The organism is Natronolimnobius baerhuensis (genome assembly GCF_002177135.1).
Lineage (GTDB): Archaea > Halobacteriota > Halobacteria > Halobacteriales > Natrialbaceae > Natronolimnobius > Natronolimnobius baerhuensis.
On record NZ_MWPH01000002.1, the window covers coordinates 319,723 to 341,737 of the forward strand.

At 55.4% G+C, this 22,015-nt stretch carries 25 protein-coding genes and 1 tRNA gene; 11 read left to right on the forward strand and 15 right to left on the reverse strand.

The features are described from left to right. Positions 1 to 77: 77 nt before the first annotated feature. On the reverse strand, positions 78 to 263 hold the full coding sequence (locus B2G88_RS07840) for a hypothetical protein (RefSeq protein ID WP_054862791.1): 186 nt from the start codon (positions 261 to 263) through the stop codon (positions 78 to 80). A 127-nt stretch (positions 264 to 390) separates the two neighbouring features. On the opposite strand from B2G88_RS07840, the gene B2G88_RS07845 reads away from it, so the two are divergent. The 8 genes from B2G88_RS07845 (at position 391) to B2G88_RS07875 (ending at position 6,229) form a co-directional block, all read left to right on the forward strand. Beyond that, positions 391 to 822: a hypothetical protein gene (locus tag B2G88_RS07845; RefSeq protein ID WP_054862790.1), complete on the forward strand. Its 432-nt coding sequence runs from the start codon at positions 391 to 393 to the stop codon at positions 820 to 822. Positions 823 to 827: 5 nt separating this feature from the next. Continuing rightward, positions 828 to 953, forward strand: coding sequence for a hypothetical protein (locus tag B2G88_RS20070; protein ID WP_281253857.1), 126 nt, complete (start codon positions 828 to 830; stop codon positions 951 to 953). Further along, positions 943 to 2,718: a hypothetical protein gene (locus B2G88_RS07850; protein WP_087714468.1), complete on the forward strand. Its 1,776-nt coding sequence runs from the start codon at positions 943 to 945 to the stop codon at positions 2,716 to 2,718. Before B2G88_RS20070 ends, B2G88_RS07850 begins: the two co-directional genes overlap by 11 nt. Before the next feature lie 38 nt (positions 2,719 to 2,756). Next, positions 2,757 to 3,326 carry a hypothetical protein gene (locus tag B2G88_RS07855; protein ID WP_054862786.1) on the forward strand — a complete coding sequence of 190 codons (570 nt, stop codon included), beginning with the start codon at positions 2,757 to 2,759 and terminating at the stop codon, positions 3,324 to 3,326. Continuing rightward, positions 3,323 to 4,138 carry a hypothetical protein gene (locus B2G88_RS07860; RefSeq protein WP_054862785.1) on the forward strand — a complete coding sequence of 272 codons (816 nt, stop codon included), beginning with the start codon at positions 3,323 to 3,325 and terminating at the stop codon, positions 4,136 to 4,138. Before B2G88_RS07855 ends, B2G88_RS07860 begins: the two co-directional genes overlap by 4 nt. Continuing rightward, complete coding sequence (locus B2G88_RS07865) at positions 4,135 to 4,347, forward strand: hypothetical protein (protein WP_054862784.1); 213 nt, start codon at positions 4,135 to 4,137, stop codon at positions 4,345 to 4,347. The genes B2G88_RS07860 and B2G88_RS07865 overlap by 4 nt, the downstream gene beginning before the upstream one ends. Continuing rightward, the gene (locus B2G88_RS07870; RefSeq protein ID WP_176393199.1) at positions 4,344 to 5,567 is read left to right on the forward strand and encodes a P-loop NTPase family protein; all 1,224 of its coding nucleotides are present in this window, start codon (positions 4,344 to 4,346) and stop codon (positions 5,565 to 5,567) included. Before B2G88_RS07865 ends, B2G88_RS07870 begins: the two co-directional genes overlap by 4 nt. Positions 5,568 to 5,845: 278 nt before the next feature. Further along, positions 5,846 to 6,229, forward strand: coding sequence for a hypothetical protein (locus tag B2G88_RS07875; protein WP_054862783.1), 384 nt, complete (start codon positions 5,846 to 5,848; stop codon positions 6,227 to 6,229). A gap of 82 nt (positions 6,230 to 6,311) precedes the next feature. On the opposite strand, the gene B2G88_RS07880 is transcribed toward B2G88_RS07875, so the two are convergent. The 12 genes from B2G88_RS07880 to B2G88_RS07935 all read right to left on the reverse strand — a co-directional run bounded on the left by B2G88_RS07880 (position 6,312) and on the right by B2G88_RS07935 (position 15,976). Beyond that, positions 6,312 to 8,018, reverse strand: coding sequence for a DUF2254 family protein (locus B2G88_RS07880; protein WP_176393200.1), 1,707 nt, complete (start codon positions 8,016 to 8,018; stop codon positions 6,312 to 6,314). An 82-nt stretch (positions 8,019 to 8,100) separates the two neighbouring features. After that, positions 8,101 to 8,355: a DUF7692 domain-containing protein gene (locus B2G88_RS07885; RefSeq protein WP_054862813.1), complete on the reverse strand. Its 255-nt coding sequence runs from the start codon at positions 8,353 to 8,355 to the stop codon at positions 8,101 to 8,103. A gap of 251 nt (positions 8,356 to 8,606) precedes the next feature. After that, entirely contained in the window at positions 8,607 to 9,446 is an 840-nt protein-coding gene (locus tag B2G88_RS19055) for a hypothetical protein (protein WP_140408828.1), read from the reverse strand. 339 nt (positions 9,447 to 9,785) lie between these two features. Continuing rightward, a complete protein-coding gene (locus B2G88_RS07895; protein ID WP_087714470.1) occupies positions 9,786 to 11,405 on the reverse strand; it encodes a DUF7845 domain-containing protein in 1,620 nt (539 codons plus the stop codon). 79 nt (positions 11,406 to 11,484) lie between these two features. Beyond that, the gene (locus B2G88_RS07900) at positions 11,485 to 12,009 is read right to left on the reverse strand and encodes a DUF488 family protein, N3 subclade (RefSeq protein ID WP_054862780.1); all 525 of its coding nucleotides are present in this window, start codon (positions 12,007 to 12,009) and stop codon (positions 11,485 to 11,487) included. After that, on the reverse strand, positions 12,006 to 12,458 hold the full coding sequence (locus B2G88_RS07905; protein ID WP_054862779.1) for a hypothetical protein: 453 nt from the start codon (positions 12,456 to 12,458) through the stop codon (positions 12,006 to 12,008). Before B2G88_RS07905 ends, B2G88_RS07900 begins: the two co-directional genes overlap by 4 nt. Beyond that, positions 12,455 to 12,874, reverse strand: coding sequence for a hypothetical protein (locus B2G88_RS07910; RefSeq protein WP_054862778.1), 420 nt, complete (start codon positions 12,872 to 12,874; stop codon positions 12,455 to 12,457). Before B2G88_RS07910 ends, B2G88_RS07905 begins: the two co-directional genes overlap by 4 nt. Next, a complete protein-coding gene (locus B2G88_RS19880) occupies positions 12,867 to 13,109 on the reverse strand; it encodes a DUF7563 family protein (RefSeq protein ID WP_054862777.1) in 243 nt (80 codons plus the stop codon). Before B2G88_RS19880 ends, B2G88_RS07910 begins: the two co-directional genes overlap by 8 nt. A gap of 109 nt (positions 13,110 to 13,218) precedes the next feature. Continuing rightward, positions 13,219 to 13,289 (reverse strand) — tRNA-Pro (locus tag B2G88_RS07920). Positions 13,290 to 13,385: 96 nt separating this feature from the next. Continuing rightward, positions 13,386 to 14,309 carry an RNA-guided pseudouridylation complex pseudouridine synthase subunit Cbf5 gene (locus B2G88_RS07925; protein WP_087714471.1) on the reverse strand — a complete coding sequence of 308 codons (924 nt, stop codon included), beginning with the start codon at positions 14,307 to 14,309 and terminating at the stop codon, positions 13,386 to 13,388. Between the two features lie 3 nt (positions 14,310 to 14,312). Then, complete coding sequence (gene cmk / locus B2G88_RS07930; protein WP_054863425.1) at positions 14,313 to 14,888, reverse strand: (d)CMP kinase; 576 nt, start codon at positions 14,886 to 14,888, stop codon at positions 14,313 to 14,315. A 131-nt stretch (positions 14,889 to 15,019) separates the two neighbouring features. Next, on the reverse strand, positions 15,020 to 15,976 hold the full coding sequence (locus B2G88_RS07935) for a DUF106 domain-containing protein (RefSeq protein WP_087714472.1): 957 nt from the start codon (positions 15,974 to 15,976) through the stop codon (positions 15,020 to 15,022). A gap of 375 nt (positions 15,977 to 16,351) precedes the next feature. Here B2G88_RS07935 and B2G88_RS07940 point away from each other — a divergent pair, with 375 nt between their 5' ends. Together B2G88_RS07940 and B2G88_RS07945 are read left to right on the forward strand one after the other, a co-directional pair. After that, positions 16,352 to 18,589: a DUF7289 family protein gene (locus tag B2G88_RS07940; protein ID WP_176393201.1), complete on the forward strand. Its 2,238-nt coding sequence runs from the start codon at positions 16,352 to 16,354 to the stop codon at positions 18,587 to 18,589. Positions 18,590 to 18,928: 339 nt separating this feature from the next. Next, complete coding sequence (locus tag B2G88_RS07945; RefSeq protein WP_054863423.1) at positions 18,929 to 20,446, forward strand: DUF7289 family protein; 1,518 nt, start codon at positions 18,929 to 18,931, stop codon at positions 20,444 to 20,446. A 13-nt stretch (positions 20,447 to 20,459) separates the two neighbouring features. Here the strand turns inward: B2G88_RS07945 and B2G88_RS07950 are convergent, their stop codons facing one another. After that, entirely contained in the window at positions 20,460 to 21,095 is a 636-nt protein-coding gene (locus tag B2G88_RS07950) for an adenylate kinase (RefSeq protein WP_054863422.1), read from the reverse strand. A 58-nt stretch (positions 21,096 to 21,153) separates the two neighbouring features. Between B2G88_RS07950 and B2G88_RS07955 the strand changes: the two genes are divergently transcribed. Then, a complete protein-coding gene (locus B2G88_RS07955; protein WP_087714473.1) occupies positions 21,154 to 21,612 on the forward strand; it encodes a hypothetical protein in 459 nt (152 codons plus the stop codon). A gap of 7 nt (positions 21,613 to 21,619) precedes the next feature. Here the strand turns inward: B2G88_RS07955 and B2G88_RS07960 are convergent, their stop codons facing one another. Beyond that, on the reverse strand, positions 21,620 to 21,910 hold the full coding sequence (locus B2G88_RS07960) for an amphi-Trp domain-containing protein (protein ID WP_054863421.1): 291 nt from the start codon (positions 21,908 to 21,910) through the stop codon (positions 21,620 to 21,622). Positions 21,911 to 22,015: the final 105 nt, after the last annotated feature.

Consider the following 22,015-nt stretch of genomic DNA (forward strand, 5'->3'; position numbering starts at 1 on the left):
CAACCCTTTTAGAAGGGGTGGTTTCCCTCTCTATTAATCGTAGCAAGTGCAGAAATAATTACATAATATATTGTATTTTATATACATATTTCGTTAACAAGTTCAAGTTTCCATTCCCCATCGTCGATGTGGCGAACATGAAGGTGATACTCATCCTGTAACTCACCGTTTTCGTCGACCAACCCCTCGAGCCGTAGATCATCCTTTGGAATCGTCACGCCCATCGAGTTCCGATCTAGCTGCCGCAATTTGTTCAGTGCCATAGAGGGCGGGCAACTTACCTTGGTATAAAGGTTGCTGACTATCGGTTTTGCCAAGGTATCACCAAGGCCCCACCAAGGTTTTGCGGACCCTTTTTATCCGACGTGTTACAGCCCGTGTCGTTGCACAATGGCAGCAATTAGATCGATTGCGCTCGGCAGTGGCACAGACAATAACGAAGTGGACCTGATCGACATCGGCGCGCTGATCATCCTCCCGATCATGGCCTCGATGATCTTCAAGGTCTTCACCTGGCAGGTCAACGTCTTCGGGAATTACGATTTCACGGACCCGATCTGGACGATTGCGAGCGCGAACATTTCCGTCGCGCTGATCGTCACCGTCTTCTCGAGCGTCTGGGTGCTCGCGACCAACGTCGCGAACCTGCAGACGGATCACAGTTCGTACGAAATCGCCGTAATTGCGGTTGCTATCGCCCTGCCGCTGGGTGTCGTCTTCGTCCCGGCCGTCGAGGCGCTAGTGATGTGGCACGACCTCATGCAGGTCGCGGCGCTCCTGTACGTCTCCGGCGCAACCGTCGCCGTCTCCTACCTCGGGTGATCTCAATGAGTACAACCACTACTGAACCACGAATCGTCCTCGAGAACTTCGGGGACAGTCCGCTGGCGAATCGAATCGTGAGTACGCTCGAGAAGGTCGGCATCCGCCGGGAGGTGATCCATGTCGAGTAGCCCACGCCCACAGCCCACAGCCCATCGTGACAATCTCGAGCGCGGCGACCAGGGCGACCGCGACGACGAGTCGTCGACGTCCACCTGCTCGAGGCGGGGCTACCTGCAGCGAGTCGGCACCGGCGCGGCGGCCGTCGGCGTGATCGGCGCGGGTGGATCGAAGGTCGCTCCCCAGTACGCGCCGGTTGGCCGTGCCGAGGCTGCGCTTCCGGCTCTCGCCGTTGGTGTCGGTCTTGCGGCCAGTTCTGGAATTATTCTGGGTGTCGGATTCGATGACGACGAGTTGCGCGGGTCCGATGAGTTCAGTTCACTGCAGCGGCTCGGACTCTGGGCAGACGCGTACGAGTCGGCGATTCAACACGAGGCGCAGGACCTCAACATGATGGGGTTCGTGTCTGATTTCGTTGATTTCGGCAAATCGAACGCCTACGACGAGGCGGCAGTCGAGGCCGTGCTCGAGGCCGACGAGGGAGCGACCCAAGAGGAGTCCATCGACGCTGCAGCGGATCATCTCGCAGAGATGCTATCGAACGGGATTGAGTCGCTGTTAAGAGTCGCTGCACACGCAGATGGGACGTTCCAGAACCTTCTCAGAGATTTCGAGAATATCACTGATGTGGATATTGAGGAGCCCTTCTATTGGGGGGGAGATCAGATCGAAGACATCGCTGATTGGGGCACGGACGAGTTTACTTATTCGCTATTCGACGGACGCGAGGTAACTCTCGAGTTCACCTGGCTCGAGGATGTTGACTATGATATTGGGACATCAGATGGTAAACGCACTCTGGCTCCACATCTCAATTCGATCGGTCCGGAATTTGAGGATGGAGTTTATCACGTTGGAGATGACATTTCAGTCGAGGGGCCTGAAAGATCCTCTTGTCAGCTTGTTAGTGTTGGTCCATTCCCTTACGATGACTATGACAATCTTGATGAGGAGACGCAAGAGGAGATCAGCCCTCCAGTGACCGCGGATGAGTACGCCAATCTATACGGACATCACGATATAAACGTCGCTTTTAACGACTATGTCAATTTTTACGAGGAGACGATTGCAGAGGTTGAGACCTTCCTCGAGTCGGTTTGGGACGACCTGCAGGACGACGACACGGATCCAGAGGACGTGTTGACTGCCGGCATGCTGGCAGAGATGGCGAGCGATCAAGACACGTTCCCGTACGCTGGCGGTTCGCTGGCCGCGCTCGGGCTTCCGCATTCGGCGCAGACGGTCAGGCTTCGGTTCCCTGAGGAACTGGACGATGACGGCGAACCTGTCGAATCGACCGGAAACTTGTACGCGCATCCGATGCCGAGCGGAGGGTTCGAAGTCGGCCAAACGGTCGACCCGGACACGGTTGAATCCCGGTTCTGGTATGCGTTTCACGTCGTTGACGACGACGGGCAGCAATCGAGCGAACTCGGAGAAATCGAACAACCGTTCGAGATCGTCAACGCGGAACGCGTCGAAGACGGTGAGGTAGTCGAAGACGACGAACTCACATGGTCGCAGACGGAGACTGAGGAACCGCCGGACAACTGGGAGGAAATGCAAGCAGCGCGCGAGGACATCAACCAGTTGGAACAGCAAATAGCCGACCAACAGCACGAGATCGTCGTCGACCTCGAGGGCGACAGCGGTGGCGGTGGCGGCGGCTTCCTGCCCGACTTCGATGGGAGCGTTGGCGACGTCGCCAGCGCAATCGTCGGCGCACTCGTCGTGCTCGCTGGAATCTTCGGTATCGGCTATCTGGCCGGGAATTGACCATGATTCGACTTTTCCATTTTTCAACCGTGCTGGTAGTGCTGACGCTGGTTAGCGCGATGGGCATGGGCGTTATGGGCGCAGCCGCACAGGACAACGCAACTGCACCGGCCAACCAAAGCGACCTCGAGCAGACCGCCGAGACCGTCGACGACGAAACGCTGGCCGACACGCTCGAGCACCAGGAGCGAATCGCACTCACCAACCAGACCCGCATCGTTGCTTGGGAGATCACCGGCGGCACCGCACAGGTCGCTCTCGAGTCGGACATGACCGCCTGGGCGTCGATCTCCGACAACGTCGCCGGCATCGGTCAGGGTGGCGCGGTTCACGTCCCCGAGACGAGTCACCAACTCTCCCGAACGGAAACAACAGTCGCGACAATGGCCGTCGAGTCCTTCCAGGGCGGCGAGTCGGTCACCGTCACGGTCAACGGCGAGTCGGTTCGCCTGTCGACGGAGATGGACGAAAGCAGCGACGAGAACCCGCTACAGTACTTCGGCGGCGAATCCGGGCTGTTCACCGGCATGATCATGGCCGTCAGCATGTCCGGCGCGGCAACGTGGTTCGTGCTCTGGCGTGAGGAAAGCGGGGTGATCCGTGCATGAGCGCGACCACGAGCGCGACGTTCAGCAGTTGGCGCGACCGATTCACGTATCTGGCCGCTGAGGCACAGATCCTACTCTTGGGCGTACTGTTCAGCCTCGGCGCGGCGCTGGTGATTTTCCGGCCGTCGCTCCCAGCTGTGCCACCGATTGCAATCGGGATCTTCGCGTCGGCGCTGTTGTTCGGGCCGGCGCTGTTCGGCTTTTTCGTTTGGCTCGTCAAGAAGATCCGCGAACGCCGTATGGTGACCGTTCACCACATCAACGGCGTCACTGACACCCGCGAGAAGTGGTACGTCGAACCCAAAATCTGGCAGAACAAGACCGTCGAAGGCCCGTCGCCGTATACCGTCAACGACGGCTCGGACTTCGAAGTTCGGGAATTCGAGTGGCACGAGGACACTGAAACCCTGATCGTTCGGGGTTGCTACTTCAGCCAGATGGCCGACTCGAAGCTAATCACGATCAAAGCCATGCTCGAGGACATTCACGGCGACCTCGTCGAAGAGTTTCTGGCAGCGAACCGACTCCGCGGTCGAATCAGCAAGATGGGGCTGCAGATTCAGAAAGACGTCGTCAACGAAGAAGCCGAAGCCGACGAGCGCGGCATGATGAATCCGAAGACCGCTGTGAAGACTCGCTTCGACGACGCTCGAGCAGACGCGGAAGAGAACGCGACGGATGGGATTCAGGACGTGAACGGCTACGTCGAGGACTACGCCGACGAGCACGGCATCGACACCGTCAGCGGGCCACCACAGACGCGCGCACAGGCCGCAGAACAAGCCGCAACCGATGGAGGAACTGAGGAATGACCTACACGCTACGTAAACTCTACACCGTCTGTGACGACGAACGACAGCGACTCGAGGACCGCATCCGCGAGCGCGAGCACGCGAACACACTGACGGCCGCACAACGGCTGGAACTCAGGGAACTACACAAGTCTCACCGAGAAGTCGAACAGCAACGAAACAGCTACCTCGCAACCCTCGTGGCGCTTCGAGCGCGTGGTAAGCGATGAGCACCAGGCGCGAGTACCGCAAGAACGGGCAGCGGTTGATGACCGACGGCGGCACGAACGAACAGGAAGCATATGCGGTCGGTGGCTTTCGCGAATGGCAAGATGGCAACCTCGAGCGCGACCCCGACGAAGTGCTGCCACACTCGGGATTCGTGAGAGACGAGCAGGTCGACCGCCAGCTCACGATGCGAGCGATTCACCACGACGTCGACCGCTGGGACGGCAAGGCCTCGAAAGATTACCTGGCGGTCGGCAAGAACCGCAAAATCCTGAAAGCTGAGGGTAGCGAGACAGCGCGCAACGCCCTCGAGAACGGCGATACGCTCACGCTGAAACACTATATCGGCGACCCCTCCCAAGAGGCTGACCTCGCTGGGATCAAAGCGGTCACCAGGCTGCAGGAGATCGTCGCCGGACCGGCACCCGTGATCGTCCTCCTGGGCGAGATGGGCGCGGGCAAGACCGACTTCGCTGGGCTGTTGGGTCAGCTCCGTGAGCGATGGGTCGACGGTGATCTGCTCGTCGGCAGCAACATCCGCACGCTCGACCGGATCAACCGCTGGGTGCGAGAGGACGGCAGCGTCGAAGACGGCTGGATTCCGCACTACCCGCTCCTCGAGGAGTGGGTCACCCAAGACGGCGACCCGGTACACAACAGCCAGCAACCGAAGCTATTCATCGGCGACGAATTCTCGAGCAATGCCTCTGGAACCGGCGAAGACGGTCACAAAGTCCGCCAGAAGATGGGGCCGCTCGTCTACAAGATCCGCAAGTACGGCGGCGCACTCATTTACATTGCTCACGGCGAGTCGTCGATTCACCCGATGCTCTGGCGCGTCGGCACGATTATCAAAAAGAAGTCGCAGAAACGCGCTATCGTCGCAGACCGCGTTTCCGGTGGAACGCTCCAAGGTATCGATCCGCGACCGCTCGAGGGTATCCCACCGACGGACTGGAACTACAACACCAAGGACGAAGCCGATTGGAACTGGGAAGCGCCGAGCAGCGGCGACAAGGAAGACGACGCAATCGCCGAAACGGACATCAAGAAGGTCGCTGCGTGGACAATGGAGGAATGCCGACGGCAGGGCATGTCCCCACGCGAAACCGCCGAATTCGTCCCGTACAGTCACACTACCGTAGGAAACTGGTGGAAAGACATCGACAACGGCGGCGAGAAGGCAAACTGGGTTTCCACTGTTGAACAGGTGATCGCATGACGGCGTCGGGATGTAACGCTGTAAAGCGCAACCGTCCCCCCTTTAGACATGGGCTGCGTGGCCCGCCAGGGCCTCGCAGGCTCGGCCCATCGCGACGCTCGTCTCACAGCCAGCGGAGGTTTATATATAACGGCGCGCGAGGCGCGTGCGAATGTGAGCCTCGCTGGCCGGTCGACGACGATCTCCCGCCAGCGGTTTGGTGGCTCACTCGCCCTGGTCGAACGCGCTGGGTCTGGTCCGAACCAGTGACCTATGCAGAAGGTCAGAATTAGAAACCGATGAATCGATCAAAACGCGCGAATCACTTCGGAACGATCTGCGAGAAGCGCATGGCGCGGAAACGTCGGTTCGAACTCGCCCGCTGCAGCTGGCACGATGCGACGTTCCAGAACGGCACACCCGTCGAGATTAAGAGCACCATGCTCGAGCACAGTAACGGCCAGCCGGGGAATTTCAAGGTCTATCGGGCCTATCACGACAAGCTACGACGGAACGACGGCTGGTACTGTTTCGTCGTCTACCGGCCACACGGCCGCTCGGGGTTGACTGTCGTCAAAGACAAAATGGTGCGAGCGTGCGATCTCCCGCTGCTTCGGTGGCACGGGGGCGGCGATCACCGTGGAACTCAACAATCAAAGATATCTATCGGCGACATCTTCTAATTTAGTCTTGTTGTGATTCCAAACCAGAGACAGGTTTCAGAATCTATGCTGCACTCCATATCCCTCGATAGTTATCTCCAAATCACTCTTTATTGTCGTTCAAATCATCCAAATCAGGATCCCCAAAACCACCAACACGTCCTCCTGATGATTGACCTACGGTTTGATAAACCGATTTCTGATGTTCAAGGAACTCTTGGAATGTCTGGTCGGGATCTCTGATAATCGGCACAGTATAGTTAATGCCGCCAAGATCGACCGGATTCGGTCCTCCCGGGTAATAGTCCATCCGCCTTCTCACGTCAATGTCTCCATCCAGAATAGCATCAATAGTATCCACTGTAAAGCCATAGTCCTTCATGTATAGGCGCTTGAGATCAGCACCATTCAAGATATTTGAGCCAGTTTCTGACTCAAGATAGTCTAAGTAGAGAGCTGTCCCCATCCATATCTGAGTCAGGTTCTCTAGATCTGACTCGTATAGTTCTTCGAAACCTTCCACCCACCCGTGGCTCGCGTGCTGCCAGTTGAGAAACTGTCTATCAGTTTTGATCTCGTACCTTACGGCCGCAGAGGTTAATTCGGTTATCGATTCGTAGCATGCCCAACTTAGCAAATCGGCTGGGTCAACATCTCCTGTTGATCTATAGAACCATGCGGTAGTCTGGTATTCAGTGAGTCCTTTGTCGGACTGGAGTACATCCCTCAAATATTTCGGGAACCCATTGATCAATAGAGTGGTGTACCGTTCATCTTGTCGCTGGTCGGCATCACGTTTTATCACTGAAGTTGCAGATATCCAACCCAATCTCCTGATTCCGACCGCTGCCGGATACCACAACTCAGCATCGATTGAATCCGAGATCAATCTACGAGACGTGTCGATAGCCTCCCGCCGAACACGTTCCTCATCTGGTGCAAATCCAAGTAAGTCGATTAGATCACTTTGGCCCTCAAGAACGTGCTCAAGGGGCCGTTCTAGTTCCTCCTCAATCGCTGTTTCACCAATCGACTCCGCTGTACTCGTGACTTCTACCGCGGTCTGGGTCAAGTCTTCATCTATGGCATCTTCAACAATGTGAGCTAGTTGATCCACGCAGACGCCCTCCAATGATTCGTCTACGGGAGATTCTTCTTCGAAAATATCCTCTGAGCCCGTTTTCAATAAGTTGTTAATTCGATCAGCGAGTATATCTAATCCGAATTTGGCGCTAACCCGATCAGATTGTTCTATTGAAGAGCGAATGACTGAGATCAGGGTGAGGAAAGGATCTCGGTCAGTCGGATCTCCTGTTGAAGCCTCTGATACAGAGATTATGTGTTCAGAGGTCAAATTATCACTTATTTGATTGAGAATCCCTTCTGGAGTCGTTTTCTCAAGTGTTTCATCAACGAATTCGTACATAGTCCAGAACGCGCCAACGGCTAGGAGAAATGCTGTGAGGACCAAAACGGTCAACTGAAAATTTGAAAAGAGATCAATGAGGAAGAGGACGGCTATGTTGAAGCCAATTGAGATAGCGAATATTCCAACAGCCCATTTGTAGGCTGGATCGGAGCTGAACGAGGAGGCAAGCCGTGGTGAGTAACTGGAAGCAGACAACTGAACACCAAGGATGAGGACAGAGAATACAATAGCGAAAATCGCTGCCTGGGCCCTAGCCAAGGTATTTAGAATCGATACCCCAGTGCCGGAGATTGTGTAATTGAGGCAGTAGGTAGCTCCGGATAACCCGATCAGCAGTAGAGTGAGAGCCCCCCATTTCGGCCAATCGTCCTTCAGCCCCACCATCACTTATCATATCAATAGTGCACTAGGTCTTACATTTGCCGGTTGACCTCTGTATTGGGAATTTACTATCAACAGCCCTCTAGTCCCGATCAACGGTTACGGCCTTCTTGACCTTGAAACTCGTCACTCGAGTACTCAGTGTCTCGGCGATCTCTTGGCGCTGCTCGTGCGTGAGGTCGTCGCGCTCGAGGACCTGGCGTGCGGCTGCGACGAGCAGGGGCACGTCCTCGCAAGCAGAGACGACGGCTTTCGTCTTGTTACAGTCGTAGAAGTCCGCTGCTCGCTCGATTGCGCTGTTCCGGTAGGCGTAGTCGCCGTCAGTTCTGATTCGCATGCTCGTACACACGACCCCCAAAATCCTAGTTTTTTCGACTCACTGAACCAGCCCATTCAGCCCAAAACGGGGGTGTTTCTATCAGTCAACCAGAGTGGTTCGGTAGATCGGCAGCCCGATCACCGACCAATATGCACACGGGGTTCGTCGTCTCGTGTGCATATTCGGGAAACGTGGTTTGCCGACGTGCGACCCCTGGGGATTTACTGGGAGATAATGTAGAGAAAGACACCGATTCGGATATGAACGAGTTAGTTGTCTTTGTGTAGGTCGTATTCTTCAATCTCCTCTTCATCAAGAAGATTAAGCGGTATAGCGTAGATTAGGATTAAAATGAAGATTGACCAGACCACTGGTATATTATATACCTTGTGTGATTCATCAAGAGAAATTATATGATCAGGTATCAATTCAAAAATGGCGATAATTAGGATGGAAGGGAAGATGAATACAACTGCAAATACAATCAAAGATAGGGAAGCTACGAAAGAGTATTTGATAACCATCTGATTATCTGTTCTAAATAGGATTCCTTCCTCCCACTTCACCATAATTGATCTCATGAATAAGACCAGCAATATAATTCCAACTACCATTGTCGGTGTGATTGGTCCATATTGAGCAAATATTCCATACTGCAGGTGGGGATCTAAGTATGTCCAGAATGCCCAGAGGGCCAATCCAAAGAAGAATATATTGACAGACGATGCGACAAAAATGTAATAAAGTATAGATGTCAGATTCAGCAGATGTGTTTTGAAATCGTCAGCAGAACTTCTAAGCCATGCACTTCTAATAATTGTAGTTATTATTGCCCCAATTACAAACAAAAGTGATAAAAATGTCAGTCCTGTGCCTAAGATGACTAAAGGATTATCTAATTGAGAGAGGAGACTGACACCAATCACTATCCCTCCACTAACTATCATCAGCAAGCTTACTGTGAGTAACTCTAATTCTAAAGGAAATCCACTCCTATTGATATCCATAGAATCATGAAAGGACATGAGTGCTTGCATTAAAATAGCTATAGCAGGAGCAACTAATCCTACAAACTGGAGTAGTGATAGTAGTAGCTCTTGGTCAGGCATTATATTGATTGGTCTCTATCAAGTATAAAATACCACTGAATATACAACATCATATCTCTGTTGTATTGATCCTCTGTTTCGTGTGCTTCAACTGGAGATCTGCGTGCGGAAGTGGGGCGGGGGCGGTGTATTTTTTCGGCTCTGTCCCCTTGGGGACACACGCCAAGGGGGTTTTCGCGCTTCGCGCGAAACGACCCCGCACGCGGTGCGGCGGGATCGGCGCGGCGACCCCGCCCTCGAGCAGAAAACTACAACCAGAATTGACTAAGCACCGCTCTTACGCAAGTAAACTTGCTGAAAACAGGTATCAGAACAGCGTTGCCACTCAGGAGGGCGGTTCTACCAGTCGGCGAGCGAACCGACTCGTCGGCTGTCTTGTCCGCCGCCAGGTGTCCGCCAGATCATCGGCACCTGACTGAACAGCACGACGTCGTTCCCTGAGTGCCGCCAGGCGTCGATTGCTTCCTGTGCGACCTCGCGGGCGTTCTCGAGGCTATCGCCTTTCAGCATCGACAGCACGGCGTCAACACGGAGCTTCTTCGGGTTGCCCTGCTCGTCAAAGTCGATTTTAGCGCCGTTCTCGGCAAGCCACTGCTGGAACGGCGACGACTCGGCGACGTGATCGGCCAGGCCCATCACGTGCTGAATTCGGTCGGCGAAACTCTCGATTGCGTACTCGGCCGACTCGACGAGCGCGCGCAGTTCCTCTTGGTACTTGCGCGCTCGGAACGAGATCTCGCCTTGGTCAAGCTCGAGGATGTCTCCAAGATCCTCGATGGCGCGGTAGATCGTCGCCGGGTGCTTGCCCAACTCGTCGGCCAGCCCGTCGACAGTGCCGTGTCCATCCGTCGCGACCGTCTCGGTCACTTCGCGAGCGGTGTCGCTCATATCCCGCAGCGTGGTCATTAGCAGGTGATCGGTCTTCGACTCGAGTCGGGGTGTCGGGTCTTCGTAGAGTTCGACTGGATCGTCACGGGCGACGGCGTCGAAGTGATCGTCAGCGACGTACACGCCGCTGCCATCGGGTGCCAGCGGAATATCCTCCCAATGCAGCGCGTTCAGTAGCGTCTCTTCGATCTGCTCGGTGACTTCGTGTCTGTCAGCCCATGCCCATGCATTCCCGTCGTTGTTCGCCTTGTTCACTAAGACCTCGACTTTCGGGTGATACGACGGGTGGTCTTTCGACACCGCATCGGGGTCTTTCAGCTGGTAGATCTCGAACTTTCGTCCGTAGGTGTGTCCCGGCAGTAGCTCGCTGGCCGACGCAGGGTCGAGAAACAGCCGATTCTGGTGGTTGATCACCTCCTTATTATCCAGATGCAACTCGGCTTTGATTCCCTCCAGGTCGGAGAGATAGTGAACGACCTTCTGCAGCACACCCGCCGAAGACAGTTTCTCAGCCCATTCACGCTGGATACGAACATAGCGTTCGTACGCCCACATTCGGCTGGCTTCGTGCGGCTCTGCCCGCAAGTACTCGGAATTGATTCGCTCGCCGGCGTGCTCGAAGATCTCTTCGAAAAACGCTGGCAACAACTCGAGGCCGCGGTCGGCTTCGATGTTACTCAGGTGGAATTCGACGTCGACACCGTCGACCTCGCCCATTTGGTTTTCCCAGGGGAGGTTGATCGGCTCGCCGGTCTCCCAGTGGCGCATGTCCGGGAATCGGGGCGAGATGTTGAACGACGCTTTTCGCTCGCCGCGCCCGCGCCCAACGATATCCCACTCGTACAGGCGTTCGGCGTTGATTCCGTCGCTCAGCCGCGGCGCGAACCCGGACTGGCTGTACTTGACTTTCAACAGCCACGGCTCGCCGTCGATCTCGACGTTCAACTCGAGGTAGCCTTCGAACGGATCACCGAGCATGACCGACGAGAGCGCGTCGTAGGGACCGCGACCCCAGTCGGGCCACTTCCAGCGACCCTCGATCTCGTGGGGCGTCGTTTCGACCTGGCTCATCGGCGCACCTCCTGATCGTCGCCAGCGCCAGGCGCTGACGAGTCCCGTAGCTCAGAACCGCGGGCAATCAAGCGGTGCATCAGTCCCCTCCAGCCTCCGCAAATTCCTGCAGCGTAGCCGTCTCGTCGCTACTCTCGCCGCTTTCGCTGTCAGTCGCTATCGGAATTGTTGACGGGTCCGGGTGATGAACGACCTCGACGTCCTCGAGGCGACCGGCGACGACGTCCGCGAGCAGTCGCCGGTGACACCAGCGAGCGTCTTTCTCCCAGCACACCAGCCAGATATCACACTCTCGAGCGCGGTCGGCGAGTTCATCGATCACCGCCTGGGGGCCGTCTCGCTCGAGGTACTGCAGATACCGCGGTTCGTAGCTCACCGAATCCCAGGCGATTGCCGCTGGGTTGGGCTCGTCGTTCTTTTCGGCGGCTTCTTCGACCGTCTTGTACGCATCCAGCAGGTCGTTGGGCGGGGCAACGGCCGGGATATTCCGATCAGTCACCCGGTCCACGAAGTCCTTCGGATACCGAACCACGCCGAAGACGTCGACGTCCGCGGCTGGCCCGTACTGCGAGAGACCACCGAAGTAGGTCGTGTGAACCGTCATTGTGGCCCCCGAAGGTCGTCGAAAACGGCTGTCCAAGTGATCTGTCGGTACTGCTCGGCGCTGCGGCCACCGTTGCCGCAGTCCCACCAACTGCCGCCAATGATTCGATCAACTGTCTTCGCTCGAGTAAGCGAAATACGTAGTATCTCGTCGGTGTCGCGCTCGAGGACGACGAGAATGTACCAGCCGTTCGCGTCGACCAGGCGCTCGTGATTCTCGCGGCGAATCCACCAGCGACCGGCGCGGTCGTCGTACGTTTCGTAACACGACTTCGCCTCGGCGACCTCGCCAACCGTTGCGATCACGCCGACCTGCTCGCCGATCACGTCCTGGACGAACTCGAGATCGTGCCATTCGGCACGGTCGTCGTCGACACGCTCGAGGGGCCACCGTTCGCAGGCAGCCGATTCGACGTAGTGGCCGCGTTCGCGGTTCTCGGCGACCGTCATCGGGAACCACCGTTCGATTCGAGCGTCTCACGGTCGGTCAATCGAATCGCCGCAATGCCGTGCTCGACACTACATGCGGTGATCGTCGCTGTGAACTGTATCCCAGGTGTCTCGATGGTAGCACGCTTGCACCGCCAGATACCGGTGAAATCGAATCCCTCACTGACCGCAGACGCGACCTCAACGTGCACGATCACGTCGTCGTCGATCCGATCAATCTGGAACGCAGGGACTCGAGCACCGTCGATTCGAACTGGAACGTGCTGCTCGCTCGAGGCAGTCCCGCCGTCTGCCCGAACTTCCCGTTCCTCGAGCGAACGGCGAACGTCGTCGTCGCTCGCTTGATGGGCTGGATGGGCTATGGGCGTCCGACTCGAGACGTGATACAGGCGGCTGGCCCGGACGAACTCAGACATCGGACTCACCCCCTTGGTGGCCGTTCGCCGTCTCTGGGTCTGGAATCTCGAGCGCTTTCCCAGCTGCAGAGCCTCGAGTCAGTCGCCGGTACGAATCGCAGTTCGAGCAACGGTGAACTCGGTTCTGATTATCGCCATAGACGCGACTGAAGCGGTCAGAAACGTGTCTCTCGCAGTGAAGGCATGTCGATCCGGTGCCGGTCGACGGCCACGGTGCGACCGTCACGCCGACCACCTCCGGCCATACTGTTGACTAAGTAGAAATATCTCAAAAGCGAGAATTGGATTTTCGGGTGTCTCAGGGGGCTGAGAACCCCACGGATGAACACTTAGATAATTTCGAGTGGGACCGCCGAGAATTGAACTCGGGTCCTACGGACCCCATCCGCAGAGGATACCACTACCCCACGGTCCCGTATCGTATTCGATGGCCGTCTGCTGTTTAAGCGTGTCGTTTCGCTGCCGTTCACGCCCCTCATCGTCCCCAAACAGCCCTCAAGCGGACTCGAGGCTACACCAGCACGCGCTCGAGCGACACCGCCACGCCGTCCGTCGCCTCGCCGTCACGGTCACCGACGAACTCGCCGAGACAGATCGCGGCCCCATTCGGCATGTAACACGCAACGAGATCACCAGACTCGAGATCATCACTGACCTCGAGCACGCCCGGTTCGTACACCGGCGCACCGTGTGCGACTTCGCGGGCGGCGTTTTCGGCGATCAGAACGCGTGGCAGGTCCTCGAGAATCCGTTCAGCGGGATCGACGATGTCGAACAGGGGCTCGGGGTCGTCGTCCTCGAGCCAGAACGCGAGTGCATCCAGAAACTCGTAGGGAGTGTGCAGGTCGCGGTCGTCAAACGGCGTCGTCGCCGTTCGTCGCAGATGCCCCATGTGTGCGCCAGTGCCAAGCGCCAGTCCGAGGTCGTGACAGAGTTTCCGGACGTAGGTGCCACTCTCACAGCGAATGCGAAGCAGAAGTTGGCGATCCTCGTCGTTTCGCTCGAGTAAGTCGAGGTCGTAGATTTCACGGACGCGCAGGCGACGCGAAACGGCGCTTTTTCGCGGTGGCTTCTGATAGAGCGGCCCCTCGAACTCGTCGATCACCGACTCGGCATCGGCCGGAATCGATCCGTGGCACTCGAGGACGGAAACGTACTCTTTCGACCCCTCGAGAAAGACCTGTGCAAGCCGGGTTGCATCACCAAGCATGATCGGGAGACAGCCGGTGACTTTCGGATCGAGCGTCCCCGCGTGGGCAGCGCGATCAATCGTTGTATCGACACCGCGGTCGGCGAGCGTGTCGTCGACGGCATCGCGAAGCCAGCCGCTGAGCTGGTGAGAGGACGGCCCTGGTGGTTTATCGAGGTTGACGACGCCGAAGCTGAGGAGTTCGGCGGGCGAGCGGTCGTCGGGTGGACCACGCAGTTCAGTCATCGATCAGAACTCGTACTCGAGGTCAAGGTCAGCTTTCCCTTCGTCGCCGTCATCGTCGTACTCCTCGACGGCAGTCACGAGCATATCGAGCACTGCGTCGGGGTTCCAGCGAGCAGTGTTGACTGAGAGATCATAGATCGTCAGATCGCGAATATCGATCTCGTAATAGTCCTCGTAGCGCTGGGCTTCGCTGGCTTCGCGTGCTTTTGTCTCCTCGGTCGCACGAACGGGATCTTTGTCCTCGCGGTCGGCAATCCGTTCGCCCCGAACCGCTGCCGGCGCATCGAGCCAGAACTTGAAATCGGCTTCGTCGCCTGCGAGCCACCCCGCAAGTCGTGACTCGAGGACGAGATCGTCCTCTGTCACCGCGATGTCGCGCAGACGGCGGTCGAGATCGCGGTCGATCTCGTCGTTTTCCTCGGCCAGTTTATTGAACTCGAGAGGCGTATAGCCGCGTTCATCGGCCAGTTCACGGAAGATATCGCCACCGCTGACGTGGTCGAGATCGAACGCATCAGCAAGCAACTCCGCAGTCGTACTCTTCCCGCTGCCCGGCGGGCCGGAGACGGTTAGTAACATACTGGTTCTGCGACGTGGCCGGTAAAATGGGTTTTGAATCCCTCGAGGTGTTATCTCTGGGTCCACGCACGGCTACATGATCACTACCCGCGAGAAACCGGAGTCGATATCGACGTTAGACGCGCTCGAGATCAGGTCCCCGAGGGCGTCATATCGATGTTGAGCGACTTTCGCAGCAGTTGCGTAAAGCCCATCGAGCAGAGGAAGTACCAGACAATCCAACCCCACATTGGACCGATCAGTCCTCTGTGGAGGTCGACCTCGCCAGCGATTGGCATGACCATCGTCAGTTCGGCTGGGGCGACGTGACCGTCGAGGATTTTCCAGTACATCCAGAGGAACAGTGGGATGGTAAAGAGCATAATCCAGACCATCGGGCGGAACTGCTCTTTGAACATGCCAAGGTTATCGGCCATCGCTTCCATCTGCTCCTCGCGAGCGCGTTCCATCTCGTTGTCGATGCGCTCGATTTCTGCGTCGCTTGCATCGCGCTCTTCGGCTTCCTTTTTGCGTTCGCGGATGTCCTTTTGCTTTTCCTGCATGGCCTTCATCCGCTGTTGGTACTTGCCCATGATCTCCGGATTCATCAGGTTCGCCTGCAACAGCGTCGAATACAGGCCAGTCAGCAGGGCAACGGAGAGAATCACGGCATAGAACGGGAGCGCCGCGTCAAGCGGTGCGAGGGCGACATCGAGCGTGGTTCCAACCGTATCGCGGACGGAATCGAACCAGTAGCCAACCATCAACAGGACGGAGCCAACCGCAGCCAGCTTATCCCACTGAGACCACTTCGACTCCTCTGGGTCAATATCGACGTCTGCACCGGGCAAGTCACCATCGGTGCCATCACCGTCGAGTGCCTCATCGTAGGCCTCGCGGTCGGCGATTTCGAACCCTTCGGTCCCATCGACCAGCACTCCTTTCTCAATCAGCCGACCCCACTGTCCGCTCGTCAGGTCGTCATTGACGTCCTGCCACTGGACCTCCCCGCCGTTCTCGTCGGCCGCCTCGCGGATGGCCTGGAGGGCACCGTCCATCTCAGAATCCTCGCGGACGAGGGCGTTGATTTTCTCGGCTGTACGCGTCATCTGATTTGTGCTAGGGTACGTCCGGTATACAAGTGTTTATCTTCGGGTGGAGCATTGCCGACGAGTTGAACTGAGACGGACTGCTGTCTTGATGTCGTAGGACTACCAGTACTGGCGGACAGCAAGCGTATGGATAGTCTGCCGTAATTATATTCTACTTCTCACACTACTCAAGTCCCTCACCTATTAATATCTATAAGGTAATCTGTCAACAATAGTTATGTTCGACATAGACTGCTTAATTCGTTATTCTCGGATTAGAGCTGACGCGAAAACCAATATTCAGCCACATATTTAATCCCACGAATACAAACAGTAATTAAACATGTATTGGTACCCTACACTTTAATATCAATGAGAATTAACAGACACTCAATGAATTGGGAAGGAAGCAGTGGAAACAACATTGGGATTCCAAAGAGTTGGACAAATTCTAGAGGGGGTGCGGAACTTGTCGGCGTTGTACTGCTGATAGGGTTCGTTCTTGTGAGTGCAACTGCTGTTGTCGCCGTTGGTTCGACGGCCCTGAGTGCAGTTGAAGGACAGTCGGAGTCAGAACAGACGCACAACGAGTTTGAGTCGATTTCAGAACGTATCGATACATCGCTCCAGTCCAACGATCCGAATTCGATGGCTAATTTGCAGAGCCAATTCGAATTTTCGGAAGGGGCGGAAATAACGGTGTACGAGGATGGAACCAATGTCTCGGAGACGAACACAGGACAACTGCGCCACAACGAAATCGTCTACGAGGGAGGGTTAGTTGTCGAAGATGGGCAAGTTATCGATTCCCCTCACTTCCAATTCAATGACGGCCATTCGATGGTTCAACTCCCAACTATCATCAATTATGAAGACAGCGGGAGTTTCGACGGCGAAATTCGACCACAGACTGTGAATACACCGACACTTGATCCTGATGACTCTCTCACAATCGAAATTGAGAGTGAGTATTCTGAACAGTGGAAACATCAATTTGATGCTGCAAACGCAACCGTCTCCGAGCATAACGGGGTCGTAACCGTTGAGTATGATATCGAAGACTCAAGAGCGAGTGACATTACGTATGCTTTGAGCGTAGGACTATCTGATGAGTCGTCGTTTGGTTTGAACGACATTCCAGATACGCATGTTGAAAGTTACGACAATAATGAATACGACAAAAACAATCCACGTAATAAGGCAACGGTTGCGGTCGACGCGGATGGCGGAAATGTTGGTGGTGACCTAATGGTACGAGGTGAACTAATTTCCTCTGGAGAACCAGTCAACGACGGGCCACCTCATGTTACGATAACCGAGGGTGCCGACCAAGTCGACGAAATCCCCGAACCTACACCAACGACAGAATTGTTAATCGATGTTAACGATGTTACGAATATCCTTGGGGTAGAAACGTATGCCAGCGGTACTGATCTGACAGGTGGTATCTATTATACTGACGGGTCCGAATCGCTCAAGGGCGATATCGAGGTAACTGACCAATCGATACTGATAGTCGATGGCGACCTCGAAATCGAAGACGGCGACGTCCTGGCTAATGATGCACTCGATATACATGTCCACGGAGAATTGACGCTCACTGACTCAACAATCCGAACAGATGGACCACATCAGGGTGATCAGGTGTCCGTCTTCGTCAAGGATGATGTCAACATCAACGATGAGGTCTCGATGACTGGCTTACTCTACGGGACGGAATCGACCCTCGAAATCGATTCTCCCCAATTTAATCTGTACGGAGGCGTCACAGTTGACGACATCAAGCGCGCGGGTAATCCTGGTCGGGGTAACGTTGATGACTACTTCAATCTGTACTACGATGAGACGCTCAAGGGAGAAGCACCATACGCCACCACGAACGTTCCTGGCAGCCCTCTCGAAACATATTTCGAAAATCACGATGGGGCAGTTCACAATGGAGACCTCCACGTTGACGGCGATCCCGACGGGTTGTTCGATGACGATTTACTCGTGAAAGGCTCTGCTACCATAGAAGATCCTTGGAGCGACCACTCCGGATCGCTACTCGTTGAAGACGGTGCCGATATCCAAAGGACGACCATCGAAGACGATCTCGTCGTCGTAGATGACCTCGACATCGATGGTGGTGTCGTCAAAGGCGATATCTGGGTCGACGGAGACGCGACGATCACAAACGAACTGAATATACACGGCGATTTGTTCGTCAACGGCGATGTGACTGTCAAAGGCGGCACATTAGACGGAGATGTCTACGTTACCGGCAATCTCAATATCAACGGTAATCCTAACTTCAACGGTGGTGATGGTCTGCACGTGCTAGGTGATTTGGAATTTGATGGTGAACCGATCAGTATGACCGCGTATATTAACGGAGACGCAACTATCAGGAATAGCATTAACGACGATCTTCACGTAGCAGGCGACGTAACGTGTGATGGTGGCACCATCACTGGCGAGTTGTACGTTGGGGGAGACTCGGATAATTGTAATTCAGACCCCAAAGAAAATCCAGCTTCACCAGTTCTTCCCGGTATGATCCTCGATACACCAAATATAATGGAATTCCAACTTCATGAAAATGAGATTCATCATTTCGATATCCGTTTTGCGGAAGTCAACCTTGAGTAACAAGATAGATTCGCCAGCACAATAATTTACTGCCACTGATGTCAGCTTATCTCCCAGGTTTCCACGTACGAAGACGGTCAGGGTAATTGACACGGTATTATGGATAACCACTCGAGTATAGACGAGACAGAAATCTGAGTGACAAAGTCGGCGTACTACCGTAGCCCCCATTATATAATAACACCAACAATTTATTCTGTAGTTTTGTGAATTAAACCGTTAAAATGCAGTATTCGGCAGGGGCTTCCCTGATGAAATCTATCTGTGGACGGTAGTAAACGGTCCCAAAGTATTTGATCAGACGAGTCTATTATTAATTGGATATTCCATGGTCTGTGCATGGTTTTCCGTCGTGAGGACGACGTGGCTGATTCAGAAACTCGTGGCCAGTCTACGCTCATCGGCGTCGTCCTATTGATCGGTATGGTGGCTACACTCAGTCTCACTTTCTTCTTCGTCGCTGGAGATGCCGTTGCGTCCCTCGAGCACCAAGCAGAAGACGAGCGAGTCGAAGGAGCATTCGTCGAACTCAGTCAACAACTCCAGACTGCTTCCTCGAGCAACGACATCTCGAGGACGATTGACCTCGACGTTGGACAGGATGGGGCAGTCGTTCGCGAGGAGACTGGTAACATTACCGTGAATTCAGATGCGCTGGACGACGATGCGATAGACGATATGACAATCGGGACGATTGAATACGAGAGTACTGATGGAACGGTACTCGCGTACGAAGCGGGAGCGGTGTTCCGCGAGAAAGGAAACGAGACACAGGTCGTGTCGGCACCGCCGATTCACTACGATCTGGTCACGCAAACACTCACGCTTCCGGTTGTAACGGCAACTGGCGATGACCGCCTCGGTGGCGGTGATGTGACGTTTTCGAAACATGAGACAAAGACGTTTCAGGATGCAAACGTCGTTGAAAACGAGAGCGTCGAGATAACGATTCAGAGTGAGTACTATCGCGGGTGGGAATCGTTCTTCCGGACTGAAGCGGGTGACACCTCCGTTCAATCTGTTGATCACGACAATCAAACACTCGAGGTGCAGGTCGGCTATCTCGATATTGAGGATGCCTACGAAGATGGGTTCCTGCTTGCAGAACGGCCAACGGATGATGATATCCATCAGAATGCAGACATCGACGAGGAGGACATCGAAACCGGAGCGATGCCTGAACTCGACGAAATTATCGACGAAATCGTTGACGACATCATCGACGACGTCGAAAGCGGCGAAGAGGACGCACAGTCACTGTCGGAAACCGATCAAACACTGACTGATACTGGTTCCTATTGGGTTGACGACGACCTCGAGATAGCGAGCGAGGATCGACTGGAATTTGACATTTCCGATGGGAATTCAACAGTCGTCGTCGATGGAAACGTAACTGTCAGTGGCGAACTCATTGCTGATGCTGCTGAGACAGACCACGAGTTGAAACTCTACACGACGGGGAACGTCCACATCGATGCTGGCGAGGTGTCGGTGACTGACGGGAACGCAACGAATCTCCAGTTCTACGGAACGTCAGACGCACATATCGGCTTTGGAACGGGTGGAACTACCTACGAGGGAACGTTGTACGCACCACGAGATTCCCCATGGGACGGACAGGAAAACGAAGTGTATCCGACAGAATGTCAGGCACAGGTCTGTATGCAATCGAACGTAGAGGTCACCGGTGCCATCGTCGCTCGCTCACTTGATGCTCACTCGTCGTCCGTCACGGTCGAACATGATCCAGCGCTTATCGATAACGAAATCAGTCTCTACAGTGAGGAGTACGAACTCCCGCCACAATTGACGTACCTCAATGTCGCACACCATGAAATTGGTGTGAGAAATAACTAAAACAGCAGTATTCTCAGGCTGCGTCCTCGATAGTCGCTTTCACGTCTTCCCAGACGTCCGCAGGCGCTTGCTCACCGTCGACGCGCTCGAGCAGTCCCGCCTCCTCGTAGTGGTCGATGACCGGCTCCGTGTTCTCTCGGTAGACACGCAGCCGTTCCTTGACCGTGTCCTCGGTGTCGTCATCGCGCTGGACGAGTCGCTCTTCGACGTCGGGATCCTCCGCCGGATCGTACTCAACGTGATAGATATCGCCGGTTTCGGGGTCGAGACGGCGGCCAGTCAGGCGGTGGACGAGTTCGTCCTCGCTGACGTCAAGCAAGAGCACGAGGTCGAGGTCAGTCATGTCCTCGAGTTCTTCGGCCTGTTCCTGATTGCGTGGGTAGCCGTCAAGGACGAACCCATTCGCCTGTGAGAGTGCTTCGTCGACGATGGCGTTGACAACTGCGTCGGGGACGAGTTCGCCCTGGTCCATGTACTCGCCGGGCGTGTCGTACTCCATGTCCATATCGGAGATGTCCATCTGCTTGTTCGAGCGGAGTGCGTCGCCGGTCGTGATGTGATCGATGTCGAACTCCTCGGTGATCTTTGCGCTCTGGGTTCCCTTTCCTGCCCCGGGGGCACCCATAATCAGCAGTCGTGGTTGTGCCATACCCCGATGTTCACCGGCGTCGCATAAAGGCTTAAAGAAACGCCCACAAGGATACCGTATGACCAGATTCGACGCCACCGAGCCTGCTGATCGGCAGCAACTGTACGCCGATGCCATTACAGCCCACCGCGAACGGGGCAGTGGCTACCTGACGCTCGAGGTCGATACCGAACTCCTCAAAACTGGCGAGACGGACGCAGACGGAAGCGAGAGTGACGGCGACGATTCGAGTACACACACGTTCGACCCAGAACTTGGCGTCCCCTGGGTACAATTCGGCGACGGAACGATCAATCTCGACTGCACGGCCGACGAACTCGAGGAACTCAAAACGGTTCTCGAGGAGTTTGCAGCGTTTACAATCGATGATATCGTTCGTCCCAATGATATCGACGGCATCAATGTTCGAATCAGCGCAAACGCCGACCAGAACCGAATTGCACAGTTCATTGAGGCGGTGTTCCGTCAGGTATACGGCCTCCCCGAGAACGGCCGCGTCTGGGTGACTGAGATCTAACAGCGAATTACTCGATAGTCAGTCCGCTATCTCCACCCGCAGACCCGTCATCGCCTTCGTCCCACTCGAGTTCGAACTCGATGCTTCGCTCGGCATCGCCACCGCTGCTCGAGGTCTCGCGTTCGGCTTTGATCTCGAACGTTGGACGCGGTGGTGGCGAGACGGTCACGGAGTCACCGCCGGCCTCGAGTGAGATTGGTTCACCGGCCTCGAGGCTGTCGGCGACGGTTCGAAGCGAGTTCGCGATATCACTGCGGTCCATGTCCTGTTCGAACTTGAAGAGTACTTCTTCGGCCATACTGAATAGACGGGAGTTACACTATACAATCTTTCGATCAGTGTCATAGTGTTGCGCGCGAGTGCGGGAGGACACTTTGAGCGGGGTCTTTGATGGGACATATGA

What these genes read in the sequence shown, in the direction of transcription:
- B2G88_RS07850 (WP_087714468.1), top strand. Translation starts at nt 943, where the DNA reads ATGTCGAGTAGCCCACGCCCACAGCCCACAGCCCATCGTGACAATCTC.
- B2G88_RS07960 (WP_054863421.1), bottom strand. Translation starts at nt 21,910, where the DNA reads ATGGCCGAAGAAGTACTCTTCAAGTTCGAACAGGACATGGACCGCAGT.
- B2G88_RS07945 (WP_054863423.1), top strand. Translation starts at nt 18,929, where the DNA reads ATGGTTTTCCGTCGTGAGGACGACGTGGCTGATTCAGAAACTCGTGGC.
- B2G88_RS07910 (WP_054862778.1), bottom strand. Translation starts at nt 12,874, where the DNA reads ATGTCTGAGTTCGTCCGGGCCAGCCGCCTGTATCACGTCTCGAGTCGG.
- B2G88_RS07865 (WP_054862784.1), top strand. Translation starts at nt 4,135, where the DNA reads ATGACCTACACGCTACGTAAACTCTACACCGTCTGTGACGACGAACGA.
- B2G88_RS07935 (WP_087714472.1), bottom strand. Translation starts at nt 15,976, where the DNA reads ATGACGCGTACAGCCGAGAAAATCAACGCCCTCGTCCGCGAGGATTCT.
- B2G88_RS19055 (WP_140408828.1), bottom strand. Translation starts at nt 9,446, where the DNA reads ATGCCTGACCAAGAGCTACTACTATCACTACTCCAGTTTGTAGGATTA.
- B2G88_RS07900 (WP_054862780.1), bottom strand. Translation starts at nt 12,009, where the DNA reads ATGACGGTTCACACGACCTACTTCGGTGGTCTCTCGCAGTACGGGCCA.
- B2G88_RS07955 (WP_087714473.1), top strand. Translation starts at nt 21,154, where the DNA reads ATGACCAGATTCGACGCCACCGAGCCTGCTGATCGGCAGCAACTGTAC.
- B2G88_RS07845 (WP_054862790.1), top strand. Translation starts at nt 391, where the DNA reads ATGGCAGCAATTAGATCGATTGCGCTCGGCAGTGGCACAGACAATAAC.
- B2G88_RS07950 (WP_054863422.1), bottom strand. Translation starts at nt 21,095, where the DNA reads ATGGCACAACCACGACTGCTGATTATGGGTGCCCCCGGGGCAGGAAAG.
- cmk (WP_054863425.1), bottom strand. Translation starts at nt 14,888, where the DNA reads ATGTTACTAACCGTCTCCGGCCCGCCGGGCAGCGGGAAGAGTACGACT.
- B2G88_RS07885 (WP_054862813.1), bottom strand. Translation starts at nt 8,355, where the DNA reads ATGCGAATCAGAACTGACGGCGACTACGCCTACCGGAACAGCGCAATC.
- B2G88_RS07940 (WP_176393201.1), top strand. Translation starts at nt 16,352, where the DNA reads ATGAATTGGGAAGGAAGCAGTGGAAACAACATTGGGATTCCAAAGAGT.
- B2G88_RS07860 (WP_054862785.1), top strand. Translation starts at nt 3,323, where the DNA reads ATGAGCGCGACCACGAGCGCGACGTTCAGCAGTTGGCGCGACCGATTC.
- B2G88_RS07895 (WP_087714470.1), bottom strand. Translation starts at nt 11,405, where the DNA reads ATGAGCCAGGTCGAAACGACGCCCCACGAGATCGAGGGTCGCTGGAAG.
- B2G88_RS07870 (WP_176393199.1), top strand. Translation starts at nt 4,344, where the DNA reads ATGAGCACCAGGCGCGAGTACCGCAAGAACGGGCAGCGGTTGATGACC.
- B2G88_RS07875 (WP_054862783.1), top strand. Translation starts at nt 5,846, where the DNA reads ATGAATCGATCAAAACGCGCGAATCACTTCGGAACGATCTGCGAGAAG.
- B2G88_RS07925 (WP_087714471.1), bottom strand. Translation starts at nt 14,309, where the DNA reads ATGACTGAACTGCGTGGTCCACCCGACGACCGCTCGCCCGCCGAACTC.
- B2G88_RS20070 (WP_281253857.1), top strand. Translation starts at nt 828, where the DNA reads ATGAGTACAACCACTACTGAACCACGAATCGTCCTCGAGAACTTCGGG.
- B2G88_RS07840 (WP_054862791.1), bottom strand. Translation starts at nt 263, where the DNA reads ATGGCACTGAACAAATTGCGGCAGCTAGATCGGAACTCGATGGGCGTG.
- B2G88_RS07905 (WP_054862779.1), bottom strand. Translation starts at nt 12,458, where the DNA reads ATGACGGTCGCCGAGAACCGCGAACGCGGCCACTACGTCGAATCGGCT.